The organism is Enterobacter ludwigii (genome assembly GCF_001750725.1).
Taxonomy (GTDB): domain Bacteria; phylum Pseudomonadota; class Gammaproteobacteria; order Enterobacterales; family Enterobacteriaceae; genus Enterobacter; species Enterobacter ludwigii.
This window is the reverse complement of sequence record NZ_CP017279.1, coordinates 3,305,654-3,324,849: the sequence shown is the minus strand read 5'-3', so window position 1 is coordinate 3,324,849 and position 19,196 is coordinate 3,305,654. Positions and strand designations below refer to the sequence as shown.

General features: G+C 53.7%; 15 protein-coding genes and 1 tRNA gene. 10 read left to right on the top strand and 6 right to left on the bottom strand.

Going from position 1 to position 19,196, the window contains the following annotated elements:
- The first annotated feature begins 8 nt into the window (after positions 1-8).
- From spoT to recG, 3 genes are read left to right on the top strand one after another with little or no spacing between them, the layout of a single operon-like run.
- Complete coding sequence (gene spoT / locus BH714_RS15615; protein WP_014168043.1) at positions 9-2,123, top strand: bifunctional GTP diphosphokinase/guanosine-3',5'-bis pyrophosphate 3'-pyrophosphohydrolase; 2,115 nt, start codon at positions 9-11, stop codon at positions 2,121-2,123.
- Between the two features lie 4 nt (positions 2,124-2,127).
- Entirely contained in the window at positions 2,128-2,817 is a 690-nt protein-coding gene (gene trmH, locus BH714_RS15610; RefSeq protein WP_014168042.1) for a tRNA (guanosine(18)-2'-O)-methyltransferase TrmH, read from the top strand.
- Between the two features lie 3 nt (positions 2,818-2,820).
- Positions 2,821-4,902: an ATP-dependent DNA helicase RecG gene (gene recG / locus BH714_RS15605; protein WP_040018377.1), complete on the top strand. Its 2,082-nt coding sequence runs from the start codon at positions 2,821-2,823 to the stop codon at positions 4,900-4,902.
- 2 nt (positions 4,903-4,904) lie between these two features.
- Here the strand turns inward: recG and gltS are convergent, their stop codons facing one another.
- Positions 4,905-6,107, bottom strand: a complete 1,203-nt coding sequence (gene gltS, locus BH714_RS15600) for a sodium/glutamate symporter (RefSeq protein WP_014168040.1) — start codon at positions 6,105-6,107, stop codon at positions 4,905-4,907.
- 225 nt (positions 6,108-6,332) lie between these two features.
- Here gltS and xanP point away from each other — a divergent pair, with 225 nt between their 5' ends.
- Both xanP and BH714_RS15590 read left to right on the top strand, forming a co-directional pair.
- Positions 6,333-7,724 (top strand): xanthine/proton symporter XanP, encoded by a 1,392-nt coding sequence (gene xanP, locus BH714_RS15595; protein WP_032679316.1) that lies wholly within the window; start codon positions 6,333-6,335, stop codon positions 7,722-7,724.
- A gap of 119 nt (positions 7,725-7,843) precedes the next feature.
- A complete protein-coding gene (locus BH714_RS15590) occupies positions 7,844-9,547 on the top strand; it encodes an AsmA family protein (protein ID WP_040018376.1) in 1,704 nt (567 codons plus the stop codon).
- Between the two features lie 60 nt (positions 9,548-9,607).
- Here the strand turns inward: BH714_RS15590 and yicI are convergent, their stop codons facing one another.
- Together yicI and BH714_RS15580 are read right to left on the bottom strand one after the other, a co-directional pair.
- Entirely contained in the window at positions 9,608-11,926 is a 2,319-nt protein-coding gene (yicI, locus tag BH714_RS15585; protein ID WP_040018375.1) for an alpha-xylosidase, read from the bottom strand.
- A gap of 12 nt (positions 11,927-11,938) precedes the next feature.
- Positions 11,939-13,330 carry a glycoside-pentoside-hexuronide family transporter gene (locus tag BH714_RS15580; protein WP_020882700.1) on the bottom strand — a complete coding sequence of 464 codons (1,392 nt, stop codon included), beginning with the start codon at positions 13,328-13,330 and terminating at the stop codon, positions 11,939-11,941.
- A gap of 287 nt (positions 13,331-13,617) precedes the next feature.
- Here BH714_RS15580 and BH714_RS15575 point away from each other — a divergent pair.
- A tRNA-Sec gene (locus BH714_RS15575) sits at positions 13,618-13,712 on the top strand.
- Between the two features lie 93 nt (positions 13,713-13,805).
- Positions 13,806-15,605 (top strand): hypothetical protein, encoded by a 1,800-nt coding sequence (locus BH714_RS15570; protein ID WP_040018373.1) that lies wholly within the window; start codon positions 13,806-13,808, stop codon positions 15,603-15,605.
- Positions 15,606-15,622: 17 nt separating this feature from the next.
- Here BH714_RS15570 and BH714_RS15565 read toward each other — a convergent pair whose 3' ends face one another.
- On the bottom strand, positions 15,623-15,814 hold the full coding sequence (locus BH714_RS15565; protein WP_040019068.1) for a toxin-antitoxin system HicB family antitoxin: 192 nt from the start codon (positions 15,812-15,814) through the stop codon (positions 15,623-15,625).
- A gap of 123 nt (positions 15,815-15,937) precedes the next feature.
- Here BH714_RS15565 and BH714_RS15560 point away from each other — a divergent pair, with 123 nt between their 5' ends.
- Positions 15,938-16,279, top strand: coding sequence for a SymE family type I addiction module toxin (locus BH714_RS15560; protein WP_040018371.1), 342 nt, complete (start codon positions 15,938-15,940; stop codon positions 16,277-16,279).
- Between the two features lie 59 nt (positions 16,280-16,338).
- Complete coding sequence (locus BH714_RS15555) at positions 16,339-17,376, top strand: virulence RhuM family protein (RefSeq protein ID WP_040018370.1); 1,038 nt, start codon at positions 16,339-16,341, stop codon at positions 17,374-17,376.
- On the opposite strand, the gene BH714_RS15550 is transcribed toward BH714_RS15555, so the two are convergent.
- Positions 17,373-17,810, bottom strand: a complete 438-nt coding sequence (locus tag BH714_RS15550) for a GNAT family N-acetyltransferase (RefSeq protein ID WP_040018369.1) — start codon at positions 17,808-17,810, stop codon at positions 17,373-17,375. The two genes, BH714_RS15555 and BH714_RS15550, sit on opposite strands and share 4 nt — an antisense overlap.
- 62 nt (positions 17,811-17,872) lie before the next feature.
- Here BH714_RS15550 and BH714_RS24110 point away from each other — a divergent pair, with 62 nt between their 5' ends.
- The gene (locus BH714_RS24110) at positions 17,873-18,028 is read left to right on the top strand and encodes a hypothetical protein (RefSeq protein WP_153852750.1); all 156 of its coding nucleotides are present in this window, start codon (positions 17,873-17,875) and stop codon (positions 18,026-18,028) included.
- 75 nt (positions 18,029-18,103) lie between these two features.
- Here the strand turns inward: BH714_RS24110 and BH714_RS15545 are convergent, their stop codons facing one another.
- A complete protein-coding gene (locus tag BH714_RS15545) occupies positions 18,104-19,150 on the bottom strand; it encodes a class I SAM-dependent methyltransferase (protein ID WP_040018368.1) in 1,047 nt (348 codons plus the stop codon).
- Positions 19,151-19,196 lie beyond the last annotated feature (46 nt).

The window sequence follows — 19,196 nt, the reverse complement described above, 5'->3', positions numbered from 1 at the left end:
GGTCGCCCTTGTATCTGTTTGAAAGCCTGAATCAACTGATTCAAACTTACCTGCCTGAAGACCAGATTAAGCGTCTTCAGCAGGCGTATCTCGTTGCACGTGACGCTCACGAGGGCCAGGCACGTTCAAGCGGTGAACCCTATATCACGCACCCGGTAGCGGTGGCCTGTATTCTGGCCGAGATGAAACTCGACTACGAAACGCTGATGGCTGCCCTGCTGCATGATGTGATCGAAGATACCCCTGCCACCTACCAGGATATGGAACAGCTGTTTGGCAAAAGCGTTGCCGAGCTGGTGGAAGGGGTCTCTAAGCTTGATAAGCTGAAATTCCGCGACAAGAAAGAGGCGCAAGCCGAAAACTTTCGCAAGATGATTATGGCGATGGTGCAGGATATCCGCGTCATTCTTATCAAACTTGCTGACCGTACCCACAATATGCGCACGCTGGGCTCACTTCGCCCGGACAAACGTCGCCGCATTGCCCGTGAAACCCTCGAAATCTACAGTCCGCTGGCGCACCGTTTAGGTATCCACCACATTAAAACCGAGCTGGAAGAGCTGGGTTTTGAAGCGTTATACCCGAACCGCTATCGCGTGATTAAAGAGGTGGTGAAAGCCGCACGCGGCAACCGTAAAGAGATGATTCAAAAGATCCTCTCTGAAATTGAAGGACGTTTACAGGAAGCGGGAATTCCGTGCCGCGTCAGCGGTCGCGAAAAACATCTGTACTCCATCTACTGCAAAATGGTGCTCAAAGAGCAGCGTTTTCATTCGATCATGGATATCTACGCGTTCCGCGTGATCGTCCACGACTCTGATACCTGCTACCGCGTGCTGGGCCAGATGCACAGCCTGTACAAACCGCGTCCAGGACGCATGAAAGATTACATCGCCATTCCAAAAGCGAACGGCTATCAATCTTTGCACACCTCGATGATCGGTCCACACGGCGTGCCTGTTGAAGTGCAGATCCGCACCGAAGACATGGACCAGATGGCGGAGATGGGTGTGGCTGCACACTGGGCTTATAAAGAGCACGGTGGCGAAAGCAGTACGACCGCACAAATCCGCGCCCAGCGCTGGATGCAAAGCCTGCTGGAACTGCAGCAGAGTGCGGGTAGCTCGTTTGAATTTATCGAGAGCGTTAAATCCGATCTCTTCCCGGATGAGATTTACGTTTTCACCCCAGAAGGCCGCATTGTCGAACTACCTGCAGGCGCTACGCCGGTCGACTTTGCTTACGCCGTGCATACCGATATCGGCCACGCCTGCGTGGGCGCGCGTGTCGACAGGCAGCCTTATCCGCTCTCTCAGCCGCTTTCCAGCGGCCAGACGGTGGAAATTATTACCGCACCGGGCGCACGTCCGAACGCGGCCTGGTTGAACTTTGTCGTGAGTTCCAAAGCACGCGCCAAAATCCGCCAGTTGCTGAAAAACCTCAAGCGCGATGATTCTGTCAGCCTGGGGCGTCGTCTGCTCAACCATGCGTTGGGTGGTAGCCGTAAGCTGGCTGAGATCCCGAAAGAGAACATTCAGCGTGAGCTGGAGCGCATGAAGCTCGCCTCGCTTGATGACCTGCTGGCAGAAATCGGCCTCGGCAACGCCATGAGCGTGGTCGTGGCGAAGAACCTGCAGCAGGGTGATACCACGGCGATCCCGACGACGACGCAAAGCCACGGTCATCTGCCGATCAAAGGCGCGGACGGCGTACTTATCACCTTCGCGAAATGTTGCCGTCCTATCCCGGGTGACCCGATTATTGCGCACGTCAGTCCGGGTAAAGGGCTGGTTATCCACCACGAATCCTGTCGTAACATCCGCGGCTATCAAAAAGAGGCGGAGAAGTTCATGGCAGTCGAGTGGGATAAAGAGACGGCACAGGAATTTATCACCGAAATTAAGGTGGATATGTTCAACCACCAGGGTGCCCTGGCGAACCTGACGGCAGCAATCAATACGGCCTCTTCCAACATTCAGAGCCTGAACACGGAAGAGAAAGATGGCCGCGTCTACAGCGCCTTTATTCGTCTGACCGCCCGTGACCGCGTGCATCTGGCGAACATTATGCGCAAGATCCGCGTGATGCCGGACGTGATTAAAGTCACCCGTAACCGAAACTAGACTTATGAATTCAAAACGTTACGAGCGTATCTGCGAAATGCTCGCCAGGCGTCAGCCTGACCTGACGGTCTGCATGGAGCAGGTCCACAAACCTCATAACGTCTCTGCAATTGTCCGTACCGCAGACGCCGTAGGCGTGCATGAAGTGCACGCCGTCTGGCCGGGTGCCCGCATGCGAACCATGGCTTCAACTGCCGCAGGCAGTAACAGCTGGGTGTCCGTCAAAACCCACCAGACTATTGGCGAAGCCGTATCGCACCTGAAAGGTCGCGGTATGCAGGTCCTGGCCACTAACCTGTCCGCAAAAGCCGTCGATTTTCGTGAGATCGACTACACCCGCCCGACCTGTATTTTGATGGGTCAGGAGAAAACCGGGATCACCCAGGAAGCGCTGGATCTGGCGGATCAGGATATCATCATCCCTATGATCGGCATGGTGCAGTCTCTCAATGTCTCCGTGGCCTCTGCGCTCATTCTCTATGAAGCGCAGCGCCAGCGTCAGAACGCGGGTATGTACAAGCGCAGCAACAGCATGCTGCCGGAAGAGGAGCAGCAGCGCCTGCTGTTCGAAGGTGGTTACCCGGTGCTGGCTCGCGTCGCGAAACAGAAAAAACTGCCGTACCCCCACGTCAACGCGCAGGGCGAAATTGAAGCCGATGCCGAGTGGTGGGCCACCATGCAGTACGCAGGATAACCGATGAAAGGCCGTCTGCTGGATGCCATACCGCTCAATAGCCTGACGGGCGTAGGTGCGGCGCAAAGCAGTAAACTGGCAAAAATTGGCCTGCATACCGTGCAGGATCTCCTGCTCCATCTCCCCCTGCGTTATGAAGACCGCACCCAACTCTATAAGATTGGCGATCTGCTGCCTGCCATTTACGCCACCGTTGAAGGCGAAGTACTGAACTGCAATATCACCTTTGGCGGACGCCGGATGATGACCTGTCAGATCAGCGACGGCACCGGCATTCTCACCATGCGCTTTTTCAACTTCAATGCGGCCATGAAAAACAGCCTTGCGACCGGTCGCAGGGTGCTGGCCTATGGTGAAGCCAAACGCGGGAAATACGGCGCAGAGATGATCCACCCGGAGTATCGCGTTCAGGGAGATCTGAGCACGCCGGAGCTGCAGGAGACTCTGACCCCGGTTTATCCGACGACCGAAGGCATCAAGCAGGCAACGCTGCGTAAACTCACCGACCAGGCGCTGGAACTGCTGGATACCTGCGCCATTACCGAGCTACTGCCGCCTGAGCTGGCTCAGGGCATGATGAGTCTGCCCGAGGCGCTGCGCACCCTGCACCGCCCGCCGCCAACCCTGCAGCTTAGTGACCTGGAAAGCGGCAAACACCCCGCTCAACGGCGTCTTATCCTTGAGGAATTACTGGCTCATAACCTGAGCATGCTGGCGGTACGGGCGGGCGCGCAGCGTTTTCATGCCCAGCCCTTAAGCCCGCGAGATGAACTCAAAGATAAGCTGCTGGCCTCCCTGCCGTTTAAACCCACCGGTGCACAGGCACGCGTCACGGCCGAGATTGAACGCGATATGGCGCTTGATGTGCCCATGATGCGCCTGGTTCAGGGGGATGTGGGTTCCGGTAAAACGCTGGTTGCAGCCCTGGCAGCCCTGCGCGCGATTGCCCATGGCAGGCAGGTGGCGCTAATGGCCCCCACCGAACTGCTGGCTGAACAGCACGCTAATAACTTCCGCGCATGGTTTGCCCCGCTTGGGATTGAAGTGGGCTGGCTTGCCGGGAAGCAAAAAGGTAAAGCGCGTCAGGCACAACAGGACGCCATTGCCAGCGGTCAGGTACAGATGATTGTCGGCACGCACGCGATTTTCCAGGAGCAGGTGCAGTTTAATGGTCTTGCCCTGGTGATTATCGACGAACAACACCGCTTCGGTGTACACCAGCGACTGGCGCTGTGGGAGAAAGGGCTACAGCAGGGCTTCCATCCGCATCAGCTGATCATGACTGCCACACCTATCCCGCGCACCCTGGCAATGACCGCCTACGCCGATCTCGATACATCGACCATCGACGAACTGCCGCCGGGCCGTACACCGGTCACCACGGTCGCCATTCCGGACACGCGCCGGAGCGATATCATCGACCGCGTGCGCAACGCCTGCACTCACGAAGGCCGTCAGGCCTACTGGGTCTGCACGTTAATTGAAGAGTCTGAACTGCTTGAAGCGCAGGCTGCGGAAGCGACGTGGGAAGAGCTGAAACTGGCGCTGCCCGAGCTGAACGTGGGTCTGGTTCACGGGCGGATGAAGCCTACTGAGAAACAGGCGGTGATGCAGTCGTTCAAACAGGGTGAACTGCATTTGCTGGTTGCCACAACGGTGATTGAAGTCGGCGTAGACGTGCCCAATTCCAGCCTGATGATCATCGAAAACCCGGAACGTCTTGGCCTTGCGCAACTCCATCAGCTGCGCGGCCGCGTTGGCCGCGGTGCTGTCGCCTCTCACTGCGTGCTGCTCTACAAAGCACCGCTCTCGAAAACCGCACAGATGCGTTTGCAGGTGCTGCGCGACAGTAACGACGGTTTTGTGATTGCACAAAAAGACCTGGAGATCCGCGGCCCAGGCGAACTGCTGGGCACGCGTCAGACGGGTAACGCCGAATTCAAAGTGGCGGATTTACTGCGCGATCAGGACATGATCCCCGAAGTTCAGCGCCTCGCACGCCATATTCATGAGCGCTACCCCGAACAGGCGGCAGCGTTAATTGAGCGCTGGATGCCGGAAACCGAACGCTATTCCAACGCCTGATCTCAGGCAAACATCGGCAGCATCAGGTAAAGCTTGATCACCAGCGCGTTGACGATATCAATGAAGAACGCCCCGACCATCGGGACCACCAGAAACGCCATATGCGAAGGCCCAAAACGTTCGGTGATCGCCTGCATGTTGGCGATAGCCGTCGGCGTTGCCCCCAGACCAAACCCACAATGCCCCGCCGCCAGCACTGCTGCATCGTAGTTTTTGCCCATCATGCGCCAGGTCACAAACATGGCGTAGAACGCCATAAACAGCGCCTGAACGGCCAGAATAGCCACCATCGGCAGTGCCAGTGAGGCCAGCTCCCAGAGCTTGAGGCTCATCAGGGCCATCGCCAGGAACAGCGACAGGCAGACGTTGCCAAGCACCGATACGGCACGTTCAAATACGCGGTAGAAGCCCATCAGCGCCAGACCGTTACTCAGCAACACCCCGACAAACAGCACGCACACAAACGTCGGGAGCTCGAACGCTGAACCTGCCAGCCATTGCGCAACCACTTTGCCCACCGTCAGGCAAATGGCAATCATCGCGATAGTTTCAATCAACACCAGCGAAGTGATGGTGCGTCCGACGTCGGGTTTTTCAAAGGCAGTGGGCACCAGCTCATCGTCCGGTCTTCCGTCTGGCGTACCAGAGTGCTTCACCAGATACCGCGCCACCGGCCCGCCGATCAGGCCGCCCAGCACCAGACCGAAGGTGGCGCAGGCCATCGCCACTTCGGTGGCGTTTTCAAAGCCGTAGCGCTCAGTAAACAGCTTGCTCCACGCCGCCCCGGTACCGTGGCCACCAGAGAGGGTTATTGATCCGGCCAGCAGCCCCATCAGCGGATCCAGCCCCAGCAGCGTGGCCATCCCGATACCAATGGCGTTTTGCATCACTAGCAGTCCTACCACCACGATCAGAAATACGCCGAGCACTTTGCCACCCGTCCGCAGGCTCGCCAGGTTGGCATTCAGGCCAATGGTGGCAAAGAAGGCCAGCATCAGCGGATCTTTCAGGGACATATCAAAATCAATTTCCCAGCCCATGCTTTTCTTCAGCACCAGCAGGGCCAGCGCCACCAGCAGTCCGCCGGCAACAGGTTCAGGAATGGTGTATTTCTTCAGAAGGGAAACGCTGTGTACGAGCTTACGGCCAAGCAGTAAGACCAGCGTTGCGGCAACAAGGGTCGACAACGTATCGAGATGAATCATAAAAGGCTCCTGTTATGCGCGTGTTCCATACACACGCGGCGTTATCCTGGGCCGGCTTGCGCTCGTCATGAGCCGCCGGCGCAAAAAGTGTAATTTTTTTTCCCCATGGGTTGTAGAAAACCTGCTCACAGCGGCAGATTTTCTTGTTTTTTTTTGTTGGCAATCGTTTGCTTTTACCAGGTGGTCAGATAAAATGCCCGCTTTTCCACCGTGGGATTGCCGCCGATGTCCGTTAACACCCTTGAGTCTCCCGATGCGCAACCGATTGCGCAGAAGCAAAATAGCGAACTGATTTACCGCCTTGAAGACCGTCCGCCTCTTCCTCAGACGCTTTTTGCCGCCTGCCAACACCTGCTGGCTATGTTCGTTGCGGTGATCACCCCGGCGCTGCTGATCTGCCAGGCGCTTGGTTTACCGGCTCAGGATACACAGCACATCATCAGTATGTCCCTCTTTGCCTCCGGCGTGGCGTCCATTATTCAAATTAAAGCGTGGGGCCCGGTGGGGTCTGGATTGTTGTCGATCCAGGGCACCAGTTTTAACTTCGTCGCACCGCTGATCATGGGCGGTACAGCCCTCAAAACCGGCGGCGCGGATGTTCCGACCATGATGGCGGCGCTGTTTGGCACGCTGATGCTGGCCAGCTGCACCGAGATGGTGATCTCCCGGGTACTGCACCTGGCGCGCCGCGTGATCACGCCGCTGGTATCCGGCGTGGTGGTGATGATCATTGGCCTGTCGCTGATTCAGGTTGGCCTGACCTCCATCGGTGGCGGTTATGCGGCAATGAGCGACCACACTTTTGGTGCACCGAAAAACCTGCTGCTGGCCGGCGTGGTGCTGGCAATCATTATTCTGCTAAACCGTCAGCGTAACCCGTATCTGCGTGTGGCATCGCTGGTGATCGCCATGGCGGCCGGTTATCTGCTGGCCTGGGCGCTGGGTATGCTGCCGGAGAATACCCCGCAGACCAACAGTGCGCTGATCACCATTCCAACGCCGCTGTACTACGGCCTGGGCATTGACTGGGGTCTGCTGTTGCCGCTGATGCTGGTCTTTATGATCACCTCGCTGGAGACGATTGGCGATATCACCGCCACGTCTGATGTCTCCGAGCAGCCGGTCTCCGGCCCGCTGTATATGAAACGCCTGAAAGGCGGCGTGCTGGCGAACGGCCTGAACTCGTTTGTCTCTGCAGTCTTCAACACCTTCCCGAACTCCTGCTTCGGCCAGAACAACGGCGTGATCCAGCTGACTGGCGTTGCCAGCCGCTACGTCGGTTTTGTGGTGGCGCTGATGCTGATCGTCCTCGGCCTGTTCCCGGCGGTAAGCGGTTTTGTGCAGCATATACCTGAACCGGTGCTGGGCGGCGCAACGCTGGTGATGTTCGGGACCATCGCGGCTTCTGGTGTACGTATCGTCTCTCGCGAACCGCTGAACCGCCGCGCCATCATGATCATTGCCCTGTCGCTGGCCGTGGGTCTGGGTGTTTCACAGCAACCGCTGATCCTGCAGTTTGCCCCGGACTGGGTGAAAAACCTGCTCTCTTCCGGCATTGCGGCAGGCGGTATCACCGCGATTGTTCTGAACCTCGTTTTCCCGCCTGAGAAAAATTGATCGCCCTCACGGCAGGCTGTCAACGCCTGCCGTGACATCTCTTTACACCATTCCCGCCTTGAGCATTGCGCATAAATCGTGCATAACTCCCTTATGTGCGTTTCGCGGGATGGAAGACCATGAAATTTATTGGAAAGGTACTCGTCTATCTTCTGGTGGCCCTGCTCATTGTGGTGCTGGCGCTCTATATTCTGCTCCAGACCCGCTGGGGAGCATCTCAGGCCAGCAACTGGATAACGGTGAATACCGATTACGAACTCAATTTCGACCTGATGGATCACCGCTTTTCGTCACCTTCCCACATCATTCTGGAAAACGTCACGTTTGGCCGCGACGGTAAACCCGCCACGCTGGTGGCCAGGAAAGTCGATATTGGTCTGAGTAGCCGACAGGTCACCGATCCGCTGCATATGGACACCATTACCCTGTTCGATGGCACGCTTAATCTTTCTCCTCAGACGGCACCGCTCCCGTTCCAGGCGGACCGTTTGCAGTTGGATAACATGGCCTTTAACAGCCCCAATACGGAATGGGATCTCAGCGCACAGAAAGTGACGGGCGGCGTCAGCCCGTGGCAGCCAGAAGCAGGCAATGTGCTGGGTAAAAACGCACAGATCCAGGTGAGCGCAGGCTCGCTTACCCTGAACGGCGTGCCGGCCACCAACGTGCTGATCCAGGGACAACTCAACGGCAAAGAGGTGGTGCTGAACACCATTGGTGCCGATATGGCGCGCGGTTCGCTCACCGGGTCCGCCCTGCGCAACGCTGACGGCAGCTGGATTATCGACACCATGCGTCTGAATGAGATCCGCCTGCAAAGCGATAAGTCACTGGTGGATTTCTTCGCGCCTCTGACCACCATTCCCTCGCTGCAGATTGGCCGTCTGGAAGTGACTGACGCACGCCTGCAGGGGCCGGACTGGGCGGTGACCGATCTCGATTTAAGCCTGCGCAACCTGACACTCAGCAAAGGCGACTGGCAAAGTCAGGAGGGGCGTTTGTCCATGAACGCCAGCGAGTTTATTTATGGCTCTCTGCATCTGTTCGACCCGATCATGAATGCGGAGTTCTCCCCGCAAGGCGTGGCGCTGCGCCAGTTTACCTCCCGCTGGGAGGGCGGCATGGTACGTGCTTCCGGCAACTGGCTGCGCGAGGGTAACGCGCTGGTGCTGGACGATGTCGCCATCGCCGGGCTGGAATACACTCTGCCGCAGAACTGGAAAACGCTGTGGATGGAGCCGTTACCGGAATGGCTGAACAGCCTGACACTGAAAAAATTCGGCCTGAGCCGTAACCTGGTTATTGATATCGACCCGGCCTTCCCGTGGCAAATCACCTCTCTTGATGGCTATGGTGCGAACCTGCAGCTGGCGAAAGATCGCCAGTGGGGCGTATGGGGTGGCAGCGCAACGCTGAACGGCGCGGCGGCGACCTTTAACCGCGTGGACGTGCGTCGTCCGTCGCTGGCGCTGAACGCTAACGCCTCAACGGTAAACATTACCGACCTGAGTGCTTTCACCGAAAAAGGCATTCTGGAAGCCACGGCGACGGTTTCACAGCTTCCGCCACGGCAGACCACAATCAGCCTGAACGGACGCGGCGTGCCACTCAACGTGCTGCAGGCGTGGGGCTGGCCGGCGCTGCCCATTGGCGGTGATGGCAATATCCAGCTAACCGCCAGCGGCAGCGTGCAGGCCAACGCACCGCTGAAGCCGACGGTTAACGGGAAACTGAATGCGGTAAATATGGATAAACAGCAGGTGCAACAGACGATGACGGGGGGAGAGGTGTCGACACTATCCTCGCCCCTGCCCTCTCCCTGAAAGGAAGAAGAAGCAAACCCTTCCCTCCCCCCGTTGGGGAGAGGGTCAGGGTGAGGAAAATTAAAGGTGTACCACCACCTCATTACCCTCCGCTTTCACCACCACGCCCCACTCGCTTCCGGCCTCTGAGCCGCCTTTTACGCCACTCAGTTTCTGCACGTTGCGCAAGCAGACCGACCAGTTTCGCGCGTCACCTGTGCCGGTAATGGTCACGGTGTCGCCGCTGCGTGTGGCTTTCAGCGTAAATGCCACAGAACCGTCCGCCGCGGGCACTTTGCTCACCGCCATCGCGCCATCGCCCAGGTTAAACAGCTGGAAAGCTGTCCCTTCGTTCCAGGCGTAGTCCGGTTTCTGTTGATTGTTGCCCAACGCCAGGAGGGTGTTATCGCGCACATAGACCGGCAGGCTGCGGAAATCATGCTGCTGTTTATGCCAGCGGCTGCCCTTGATTTCATCGTTATGCCAGAGATGGGTCCAGCGCCCTTCCGGCAGGTAAAACTGCACGTCACCGGCCTCAGAAAACACCGGGGCTACCATCACCGACTCCCCCAGCATGTACTGACGGTCGAGGTAATCGCATGCCGGATCGTCCGGGAACTCCAGCATCATCGCCCGCAGCATCGGTGTGCCATACTCGCGAGCCAGGGCAGCCTGGCGATAGAGATACGGCATCATCTGACATTTCAGCTGAGTGAAGTGACGCACCACATCACAGGACTCATCATCGTACGCCCACGGTACGCGGTAAGATTTGCTGCCATGCAGGCGGCTGTGGCTGGATAACAGCCCAAACGCGCACCAGCGTTTGTAGACGTGTGCCGGCGCGGTGTTCTCAAATCCACCGATGTCATGGCTCCAGAAACCAAAGCCGGACAGACCAATCGACAGCCCGCCGCGCAGGCTTTCCGCCATCGACTCGTAGTTGGCGTAACAGTCGCCACCCCAGTGCACCGGGAATTGTTGCGCACCTACCGACGCCGAGCGGGCAAACAGCACCGCCTCATCCGCGCCCACCGTTTCTTTCAGTACGTTCCACACCAGTTCGTTATATAGGTATGCGTAGTGGTTGTGCATCTTCTGCGGATCGGAACCGTCAAACCACTGGACGTCCGTCGGGATGCGCTCGCCAAAGTCGGTCTTAAAGCAGTCGACGCCACTATCCACCAGGCCTTTCAGCTTGTCGGCATACCACCGACACGCGTCCGGGTTAGTGAAGTCATAAATCGCCAGGCCCGGCTGCCATTTGTCCCACTGCCACAGGGAGCCGTCCGGGCGCTTGAGCAGGTAGCCCTTCTCTTTCAGTTCGCGAAATACCGGCGACTTCTGGCCGATGTACGGGTTAATCCACACGCAAACCTTCAGCCCTTTCTCCTTCAGGCGGCGGATCATCCCTTCCGGATCCGGGAAGGTCACCGGGTCCCACTCAAAATCACACCACTGGAAGGCCTTCATCCAGAAGCAGTCGAAGTGGAAGACATGCAGCGGCAGGTCGCGCTCCGCCATGCCATCAATAAAGCTGTTCACCGTGGCTTCATCGTAGTTGGTGGTGAACGACGTGGTCAGCCACAGGCCGAAGGACCACGCGGGCGGCAGCGCCGGGCGTCCGGTGAATCGCGTATAACGGTTGAGCACCTCTTTTGGCGTCGGGCCGTCGATCACGAAGTACTCCAGATACTCCCCTTCGACGCTGAACTGCACTTTGGAGACTTTCTCCGAACCCACTTCGAACGAGACGTTTTCCGGGTGGTTCACCAGCACCCCGTAGCCGCGGTTGGTCAGATAAAACGGGATGTTTTTGTAGGACTGCTCGGTGCTGGTGCCGCCGTCGCGGTTCCAGGTCTCGACCGTCTGGCCGTTACGCACCAGCGCGGTAAAGCGCTCGCCGAGGCCGTAGACCGTTTCACCTACGCCCAGATCCAGACGCTCAAAAACATAATGACGATCGGTACGGGTATCCTGCACGTAACCGTTGTTTTTCAGCTGACTGCCGGTAATACGCTGTCCGTTGCGCAGAAAATCCAGCGCCCAGCACTCGCCTTTGGTGACGCGCACGCTGAGGTGACCGCTTTTCAGCTCAGCAAATTCGGCATTGTTTTCAATCTCAACGTTCACCTCTTTGATGACATTCAAAGGATAGTGCGGACCGTTGTTCAGCGCGCCCTGGAAGTGCTCGATACGCACGCCGACAATCCCTTCCTGCGGGGAGAAAAGGCGGACGGTGAACATCAGGGTATCAAGCTGCCAGGTACGTTCTCGTACATCACGCGGCGCCACGTACACCACAAGGTCATTGCCCTGCTGCTCTACATCGAACACCTGAACCGGGCAGGTGACGTTCAGGCCCGGTTGAATGAGCCAGTTTCCATCACTGATTTTCATACTCTCGTCCTCTTAGTTCTGTAATTCTTTACTCACCGGCAGGTTGTCAAACTCCTGCTGATTGCGGCGCGCGCCGTGTGCCAGCTCGCTCATGATTTTGGTCAGGAAGGGCGTTTTCAGGGTGTAGTAGCGTTTGGCGATGATGGCGCTCAGCACGTAGCAGACCGCCGGGGCCAGGGTGAACAGGCCGATAATGATGCTGATGGTCGCGCTGTTCTGGGTTTTAGCTGCGGCGTCATAACCACCCCCTGCCAGCATCCAGCCGATCATTGCCCCGCCCAGCGCCAGGCCGAGTTTCAGCACAAACAGCGTGCCCGCGAAGCTGATGCCGGTAAGACGTTTGCCGTTGGTCCATTCGCCGTAGTCGACGGTATCGGACATCATGACCCACTGGATCGGCGTCACCAGCTGATGCAGCACCCCAATCACAAAGATGAAGGTGAACATCACCACCGTGGCATGCATGGGAACGAAGAACATCGCCACGCTGACCACCGCCAGGGCGGCGTTGGTCCACCAGAAGATGCTGACCTTGCATTTCCAGTCGGTGAGCGGTTTCGCCAGCGCAGAGCCAATCAGGTTGCCGACACAGTAGGTGGTGAGGAACGCGACAAAGATTTCCGGCGAGCCCATGATCCAGGTGCAGTAGTACATCATCGCGCCGCCACGCACGCAGACGGCGAGGATATTAAGAATGGTCAGCACACCAACAATACGCCACTGGTCGTTGTGCCAGATATCTCGCAGGTCTTCGCGCATGGAGGTGGTGCTCGGCGGCACCTGGATGCGCTCTTTGGTGGTGAAGAAGCAGAACGCCAGCATCAGGAACGCGACCACCGACAGCACGGCTATCCCACCCTGGAAACCGAACGCTTTGTCATCGCCACCAATCAGGTTAACCAGCGGCATCATCAGTACCGTCGAGAGCATGCCGCCCGCGGTCGCCAGCACAAAGCGCCAGGACTGCAGGGAGATACGCTGCGTCGGGTCGTTGGTGATCACACCGCCCAGGGCGCAATAAGGGATGTTAACCACGGTATAGAGCAGCGTCAGCAGCGTGTAGGTAATGGCGGCATAGATCATTTTGCCGTTGAGGCTAAGGTCCGGCGTGGTGTAGGCCAGCACGCAGACAATGCCGAACGGGATAGCTCCGAACAGTATCCACGGCCGGAATTTACCCCAGCGGCTGCGGGTACGGTCGGCGATCAGGCCCATGCACGGGTCCGAAATCGCATCCAGCGCACGTGCCAGCAGGAACATCGTGCCGACAAACCCGGCAGGAATGCCGAAGATATCGGTATAGAAAAACATCATGTATAACATAACGTTATCGAAAATGATGTGGCTGGCGGCGTCACCCATGCCGTAGCCAATCTTCTCTTTTACTGACAATACGTCGCTCATTTTTTTATCCTTCACGCTGTAGGGGGCGCTGAGACCGGTTACAGATTTTTAAACCATTGTTTCAGGAGCGGGTATTGCGTTTTCTGGTTAGCTGGTTACGTTTCTTGTTTTTTGTGATCGCGGTAAATATTGACGAGCACGAAATGCTAACCTGAGGATTTTCTTAGGAATTAACTGAAACAGGGGTGTTAAGGTCAAAAGAGAGGTGAAAAAAGTGTGCCGGGGTATGTGGTAAATGCCTGAAAGTAGCTATAATGCGCCCCGCCTCCATGTAGCAATGCAGGCGCGGAAGATCGTCATCTCCGGTGAGGTGGCTGGACTTCAAATCCAGTTGGGGACGCCAGCGTTCCCGGGCAGGTTCGACTCCTGTGATCTTCCGCCAAAATTCTTTTCATATGTGATGGACATCACTAGATCATTCTAAAAATTCATATATACATCTCATTTCCCACTTCCTATAATTAATGAGATCGTTATGAACGATATTCAAAAGGAACATCTTTCGCCTTTTTTCTCTGTTTTAGTTGGTTTTAATAAATCAAACTACACGCCTAAATTTATACATGAATCTATAATGCAAATTATAGATACTAAAATTTATAATGAAGGAGATATATTAAAATATCCATTATCAACTGAACTAATTAAGGATTCTACACTATTTATTTCTCCTTACTCTATAAAAAAAATCCCAAGCTGGACCAGCAGAAATGATATTCATGATACAGAAAATCATGTTGCTTTGACTTTTAACCTTGGTAGTTATGTGGCATTTTATTTTTCAGAAAAAGGAATGAAAGACTCGATAAGGGAGTATTTTAAAAGCACATCACTGCCATACTTACATCCTGTTGAAATATCTAAATTAAATCACTTATTTATTAATGAAGATAATATCAAGATGTTATGGTTGTTAGGCATACATGGAAAGAATACTTTTAAGGCTGATTCAAAAGTATTGGGCGGCAATAGTGTAGCAGAATCTTTAGATCCTTTAGAGGATCAATCTTACATGATGTCTGCTGTGCGAACCGAAATTGGTATCAATAATAAAACAATAGGGCTAAATCCCTTTAAGTCATCTATTTGGAAAGGTCCATGTAAAGATTGGGAAACTTTTGAAAAAAATGTTATCGAAATATTGGACATGCTAAACTCTAACGACCAAAACAACCTTTCGCCAATAGGCATTTTAGCTAGCCCAATAAATGAGTTAACAGGCGTAAAAGATGCTTATGATTTTTCCGTGCTTGATCCCGATTTCGTTCCTTACGAAATGAGCATTACAAAATCTGAATTACTAAGAAAGATTTCCAAGAAATATAAGACTGAAATCTCGCCTAACATAAACTCATCCTTTTCACTGAAAGTTTTTTATGAAAATGTTCATTGCGGCGATATTAGCGTAAAGTTAATAATAAAAGAATATGAAGTTTCTTTTGAGATTTGTAGCCTCCATCCAATTCCACAAAAAAAAGATATACTCAATAATTACGCTAAGATTCTTAAATACCCTGAATTAATTAAGTGTTGGTATGAGTCCGGTCATGCGATAGTAAATACATGGATTTTTAAAACCGATTATAAAGATGTTGAATATAATAGGTTCATTTGGGCTGACTTCGAGAAATTTGATATCTGTAAAGAGAAACCTTTAGTGTCAGAAAAACTCGATTTAAGCATGATAGGAATGCAGGATTCTCTTTTTTGCTGGGTAAGGAATAGATGGAATAGTCGTTGGAATACTTACGAAAATTTCAATACTACTGAAAAACCTACAGGTTGGTTATATTGCGACGATGGCGCGGGAGAAAAAGCAGATTTTATTCATATCGATGAGTATCTTGGGACGACTATAGTATCTCTGATTCATATAAAAGCAGCCAATAGTATTAGCAGTGGTAGAAGAATATCTGTTGGTGCTCATGATATTGTTTTGAGTCAAGCAGTAAAAAACCTTAGATACTCAAATCGTAAAAACCTCATTCAGGATCTAACTGAAAGGGCTACTAATTCTAAAAATAAAATGTGTTGGCATGAAAACAAATTAATACAATCTTCTGATTTTTTAAATAAACTTACAACTTTAAACGCCAACCCTAATAAAATAAAAACCCGTGTGATAGTTATACAGCCCCATACAACTAAGAGCTATTATTTGAAATCACATAATAATAATATCAAAAGACAATTAGACGTACTGTTAGTTAGTTCCGACAATGCAATAAAATCTTCAGGCGCAGAGTTTCACATTATAGGCTTTAATGATGATTGAATTTTTGAATATTATCTCTAACCGTTAGGTTCAATTCCTTTAGATCTCAATGCATCCCTCGCCAGTTCCTTCAGCCAGCTGGCGAGACTCACTCCTTCCTCAGCCGCTACAGCATCCAACTGTTCCTTCAATGCCGGATCAATACGCATCTTAAATTGCGGAGACTGTCCGCCGCCTTTTGGTTTTTTTTCGCGCGATATGATTGACATGACGCCACCTATCCATTTATTCTCACACATAGGAGGCCACCTATACCTCCTGTCTTTGCAACGCCCCGATGTGCGGGAACACAACCGGAGCGTCTAACCTCACCAACTATCAAGGAGTTGATTATGGCTGATTCGCATTCTAACCCAGACACCGACCAGTCCGGAACCGAGCGTTCGTTAATTGTGGGATATCGTCCGAATGTTTTCGACAAATCCACGCCGAAAATTATCCTTTCCGGCAAATGGCTACGTGCCGCGGGTTTTGATACCGGAAAGCAGGTCACGGTAAAGGTCATGAAAGGGTGCATCGTTCTGATGGCTTATAACGAGCAGGAGCAAAGGTTGCAGGATGATTACAAACGGACGAAGGCAAAGCTTATTCAGATAGAGGAAGCGCTTGCCGCGATTAAAACTCAATTTCCTGGAAAGCTCCTCGCAAAATCAAATACAAACCACCTGGCTTAGCAGTTGTTTCTGGCATACTACGTGCTTATAGCGTTAGACGTTGAAGGTGTGGAGGCGACATGGTAGATAAAGACGTAATCCAATCTCCGGTAGGCGAATTTATTATGTTTGCCAGCGGTGACGGAAGAGTACGTGTCGAATGTCGCTTCGAATCAGACACAATCTGGTTATCCCAGGCAGCAATGGCCGATCTGTACGGTAAAGATGTTCGAACCATCAATGAGCATCTTATGAATATATTTTCCGAGGGCGAAATTGATCAACATTCAACTATCCGGAAATTCCGGATAGTTCGCCAGGAAGGAAAACGTAATGTGTCCAGAGAGATAGATCACTACACCCTCGAAGCAATACTTGCTGTGGGGTACCGTGTTCGTTCGCCTCGCGGCATCCAATTCCGCCAGTGGGCTACCCAAACGCTCCAGGAATATCTGGTAAAAGGCTTCGTTATGGACGACGAGCGCCTGAAGAATCCGCCTGTCGGATCATCCGCCATACCTGACTATTTCGATGAAATGCTGGAACGCATTCGCGACATTCGAGCCAGCGAACGCCGGGTGTATCTCCGCGTGAAGGAGATTTTTGCGTTAGCCGCTGATTACCAACCATCGCTTAAAGAAACCACACAATTCTTCCAGACCATCCAGAATAAACTGCATTTTGCCTGCACGGGTCATACCGCTGCTGAGTTGATTCACCAACGTGCAGACGCCACTCAACCGCATATGGGACTGACCAGCTATAAAGGCGAAGAAGTCAGCAAAAGCGATGTCACCACCGCTAAAAATTATCTGTCGCAAGATGAAGTAAGCGAACTAAATCGCGTCGTGAATATGTGGCTCGATTTTGCCGAAGATCAGGCCAAACGCCGCAAGCAGATATTTTTACGAGACTGGCAAACCAAACTCGATCAGTTCCTGCAATTTAACGACCGGGACGTTTTAGAAGGGGCAGGTAAAATCAGTAAGAAAGCGGCTGATGAAAAGGCATGCTCAGAATACATGGCGTTTGAAAAAAAACAGCGCCTGCTGAAAGAAGCCGAAGGAGAGAAAGATATCATCGGCTTAGTAAAATGGGATAAGCAGGCTAAGCGCTAATCCCGGAGCTTCATATGCAACAACGGAAACGCATTCCCCTGTCCGTCGCGTTCTGAGCGCCCCACCTGCACAAACCCCATATGCTGATAAAACGCAACGCCCTGCGGGTTTTGCTCGTTTACATCCACTTCATTCGCACCAAAATGCGCAATGGCATAGTTCAGCAGTAATTTCCCCACACCTTTTCCCCGGCTCGCATCATCCACAAACAGCATTTCAATGCGGTTTTCATCCACGCCTAAAAAGCCATGAATAACACCCGCTTCATCGCGGGCAATCATAACCTTGAGATTGGGCAGATAGGCATTGAGCAATAACGGGCGCAGGGCCGCAATATCGCTTTCCTGTAAAAAGTGGTGGGTGGCACGAATGGAAGACTCCCAGATCGCGACCAGGCGTTCGAAGTGTGAGGGGTGTGCAGTATCTATTTTCATGAGGGGGATCATTATAGAGCGCAGCGATTAAATCAAGTATCCAGAAGCATGGAGGCAATAAAATGAAGACCTTAAATGAAGTAATAAACTCTCGAACCTGTGAAAGTCGAGAGCGTATCAAGGAAATGGCCCGGAAGTTGGTTCAGGAGACTGGTCAGCAGATAGAGCATGAAAAGCAAGAATCCCCAACAGACATTGAGAATAAAGAAACCAGCTAATCCTTCATGGTAGTTGTTCGGGTAAACCGAACAACTGAGGAACGGTAAATATTCTAGCGCCCTGTCCCCCTCACCCTAGCCCTCCCCCTCCGGGAGAGGGAACTGACCGTGCGGTTTGTCATCCCCCACCTTAATCTCCATCACCGCATATACCCCGTCTTTCGGGACCACCACGGTGACATTTTCCACCGGCACGCCTGCCGCGATATGAATATCCTGCAGCTGCCGGAGCGTCCGCGGATAAATATCCTCCCAGCCGATACAGCGCAAAATAAAATCGATTTGTGGGCTGCTGGCCAGCATATTCGAGACAATCACCGCCCCGCCGGGCTTTATCAGCCGCAGCGCACGCTGGAGAAAAATCACCGCATCGGCATCGTTGAAATAGTCGAAAATCCCCAGCGCATCCACCAGTTCGGCCTGATGCTCGCCCAGCTCATGCAATAAATCTTCGTTACGCACCAGCGTATGGAGCAAGTTGCGCCTGAGCAGGGTCAGCTGTTCACCCACGATAATGCCTTCCTGCGCCGCCATGGTTTCGGCCCAACTGAGCGCCACAGGGTCTTTATCCACCAGCGTCAGATACACCTGCTGGCCGTCGAGCTTCGCCTCGCGCAGCGCCTCCAGCACGGGAATTGCAGCCCCGCTCGCCAGGCTCACCCAATTGTTATCGTTCCCGTTGCGGATGTATTTATCCACCATCGCAGCCAGTACTTTTGCACGGGAGCGCACACCAATGGCATCGTTCGCATGGATAAACCACTGGCGGCTGTCGCTGTCCATTCGGGTTCCGTCTGGCAGGCGCTCCTCCAGCGGGTTTTGCACCACAAAAAGCGCCAGCGCAGAGGGAACCAGCCGGGTACGCCACGCGGTGAGCGCCGGACGATTGCGGTAGGCTTGCCCGGAATAACGGTTCTGTGGGACAAGCACGGCCTGTCCCCCCTCTTCGTATTCAATCAACGGAGGACGAAGCGCCGGGTCGGCTTTCAACGCCCGATTAATCGAATTGATCTCACGGGCAGTGTCGTCCTTCATCGGCCACTGGTCGCTAATATCCGGAAATGACGCACTGAAAATGGTCATATTTTCCGGTGCGTCGCCGCGAAAAGGCTGCCAGTTCATGTCGTCGTCTCCCGTTGAGCTTTTAACGGAAGTCTATCCAGGCGAG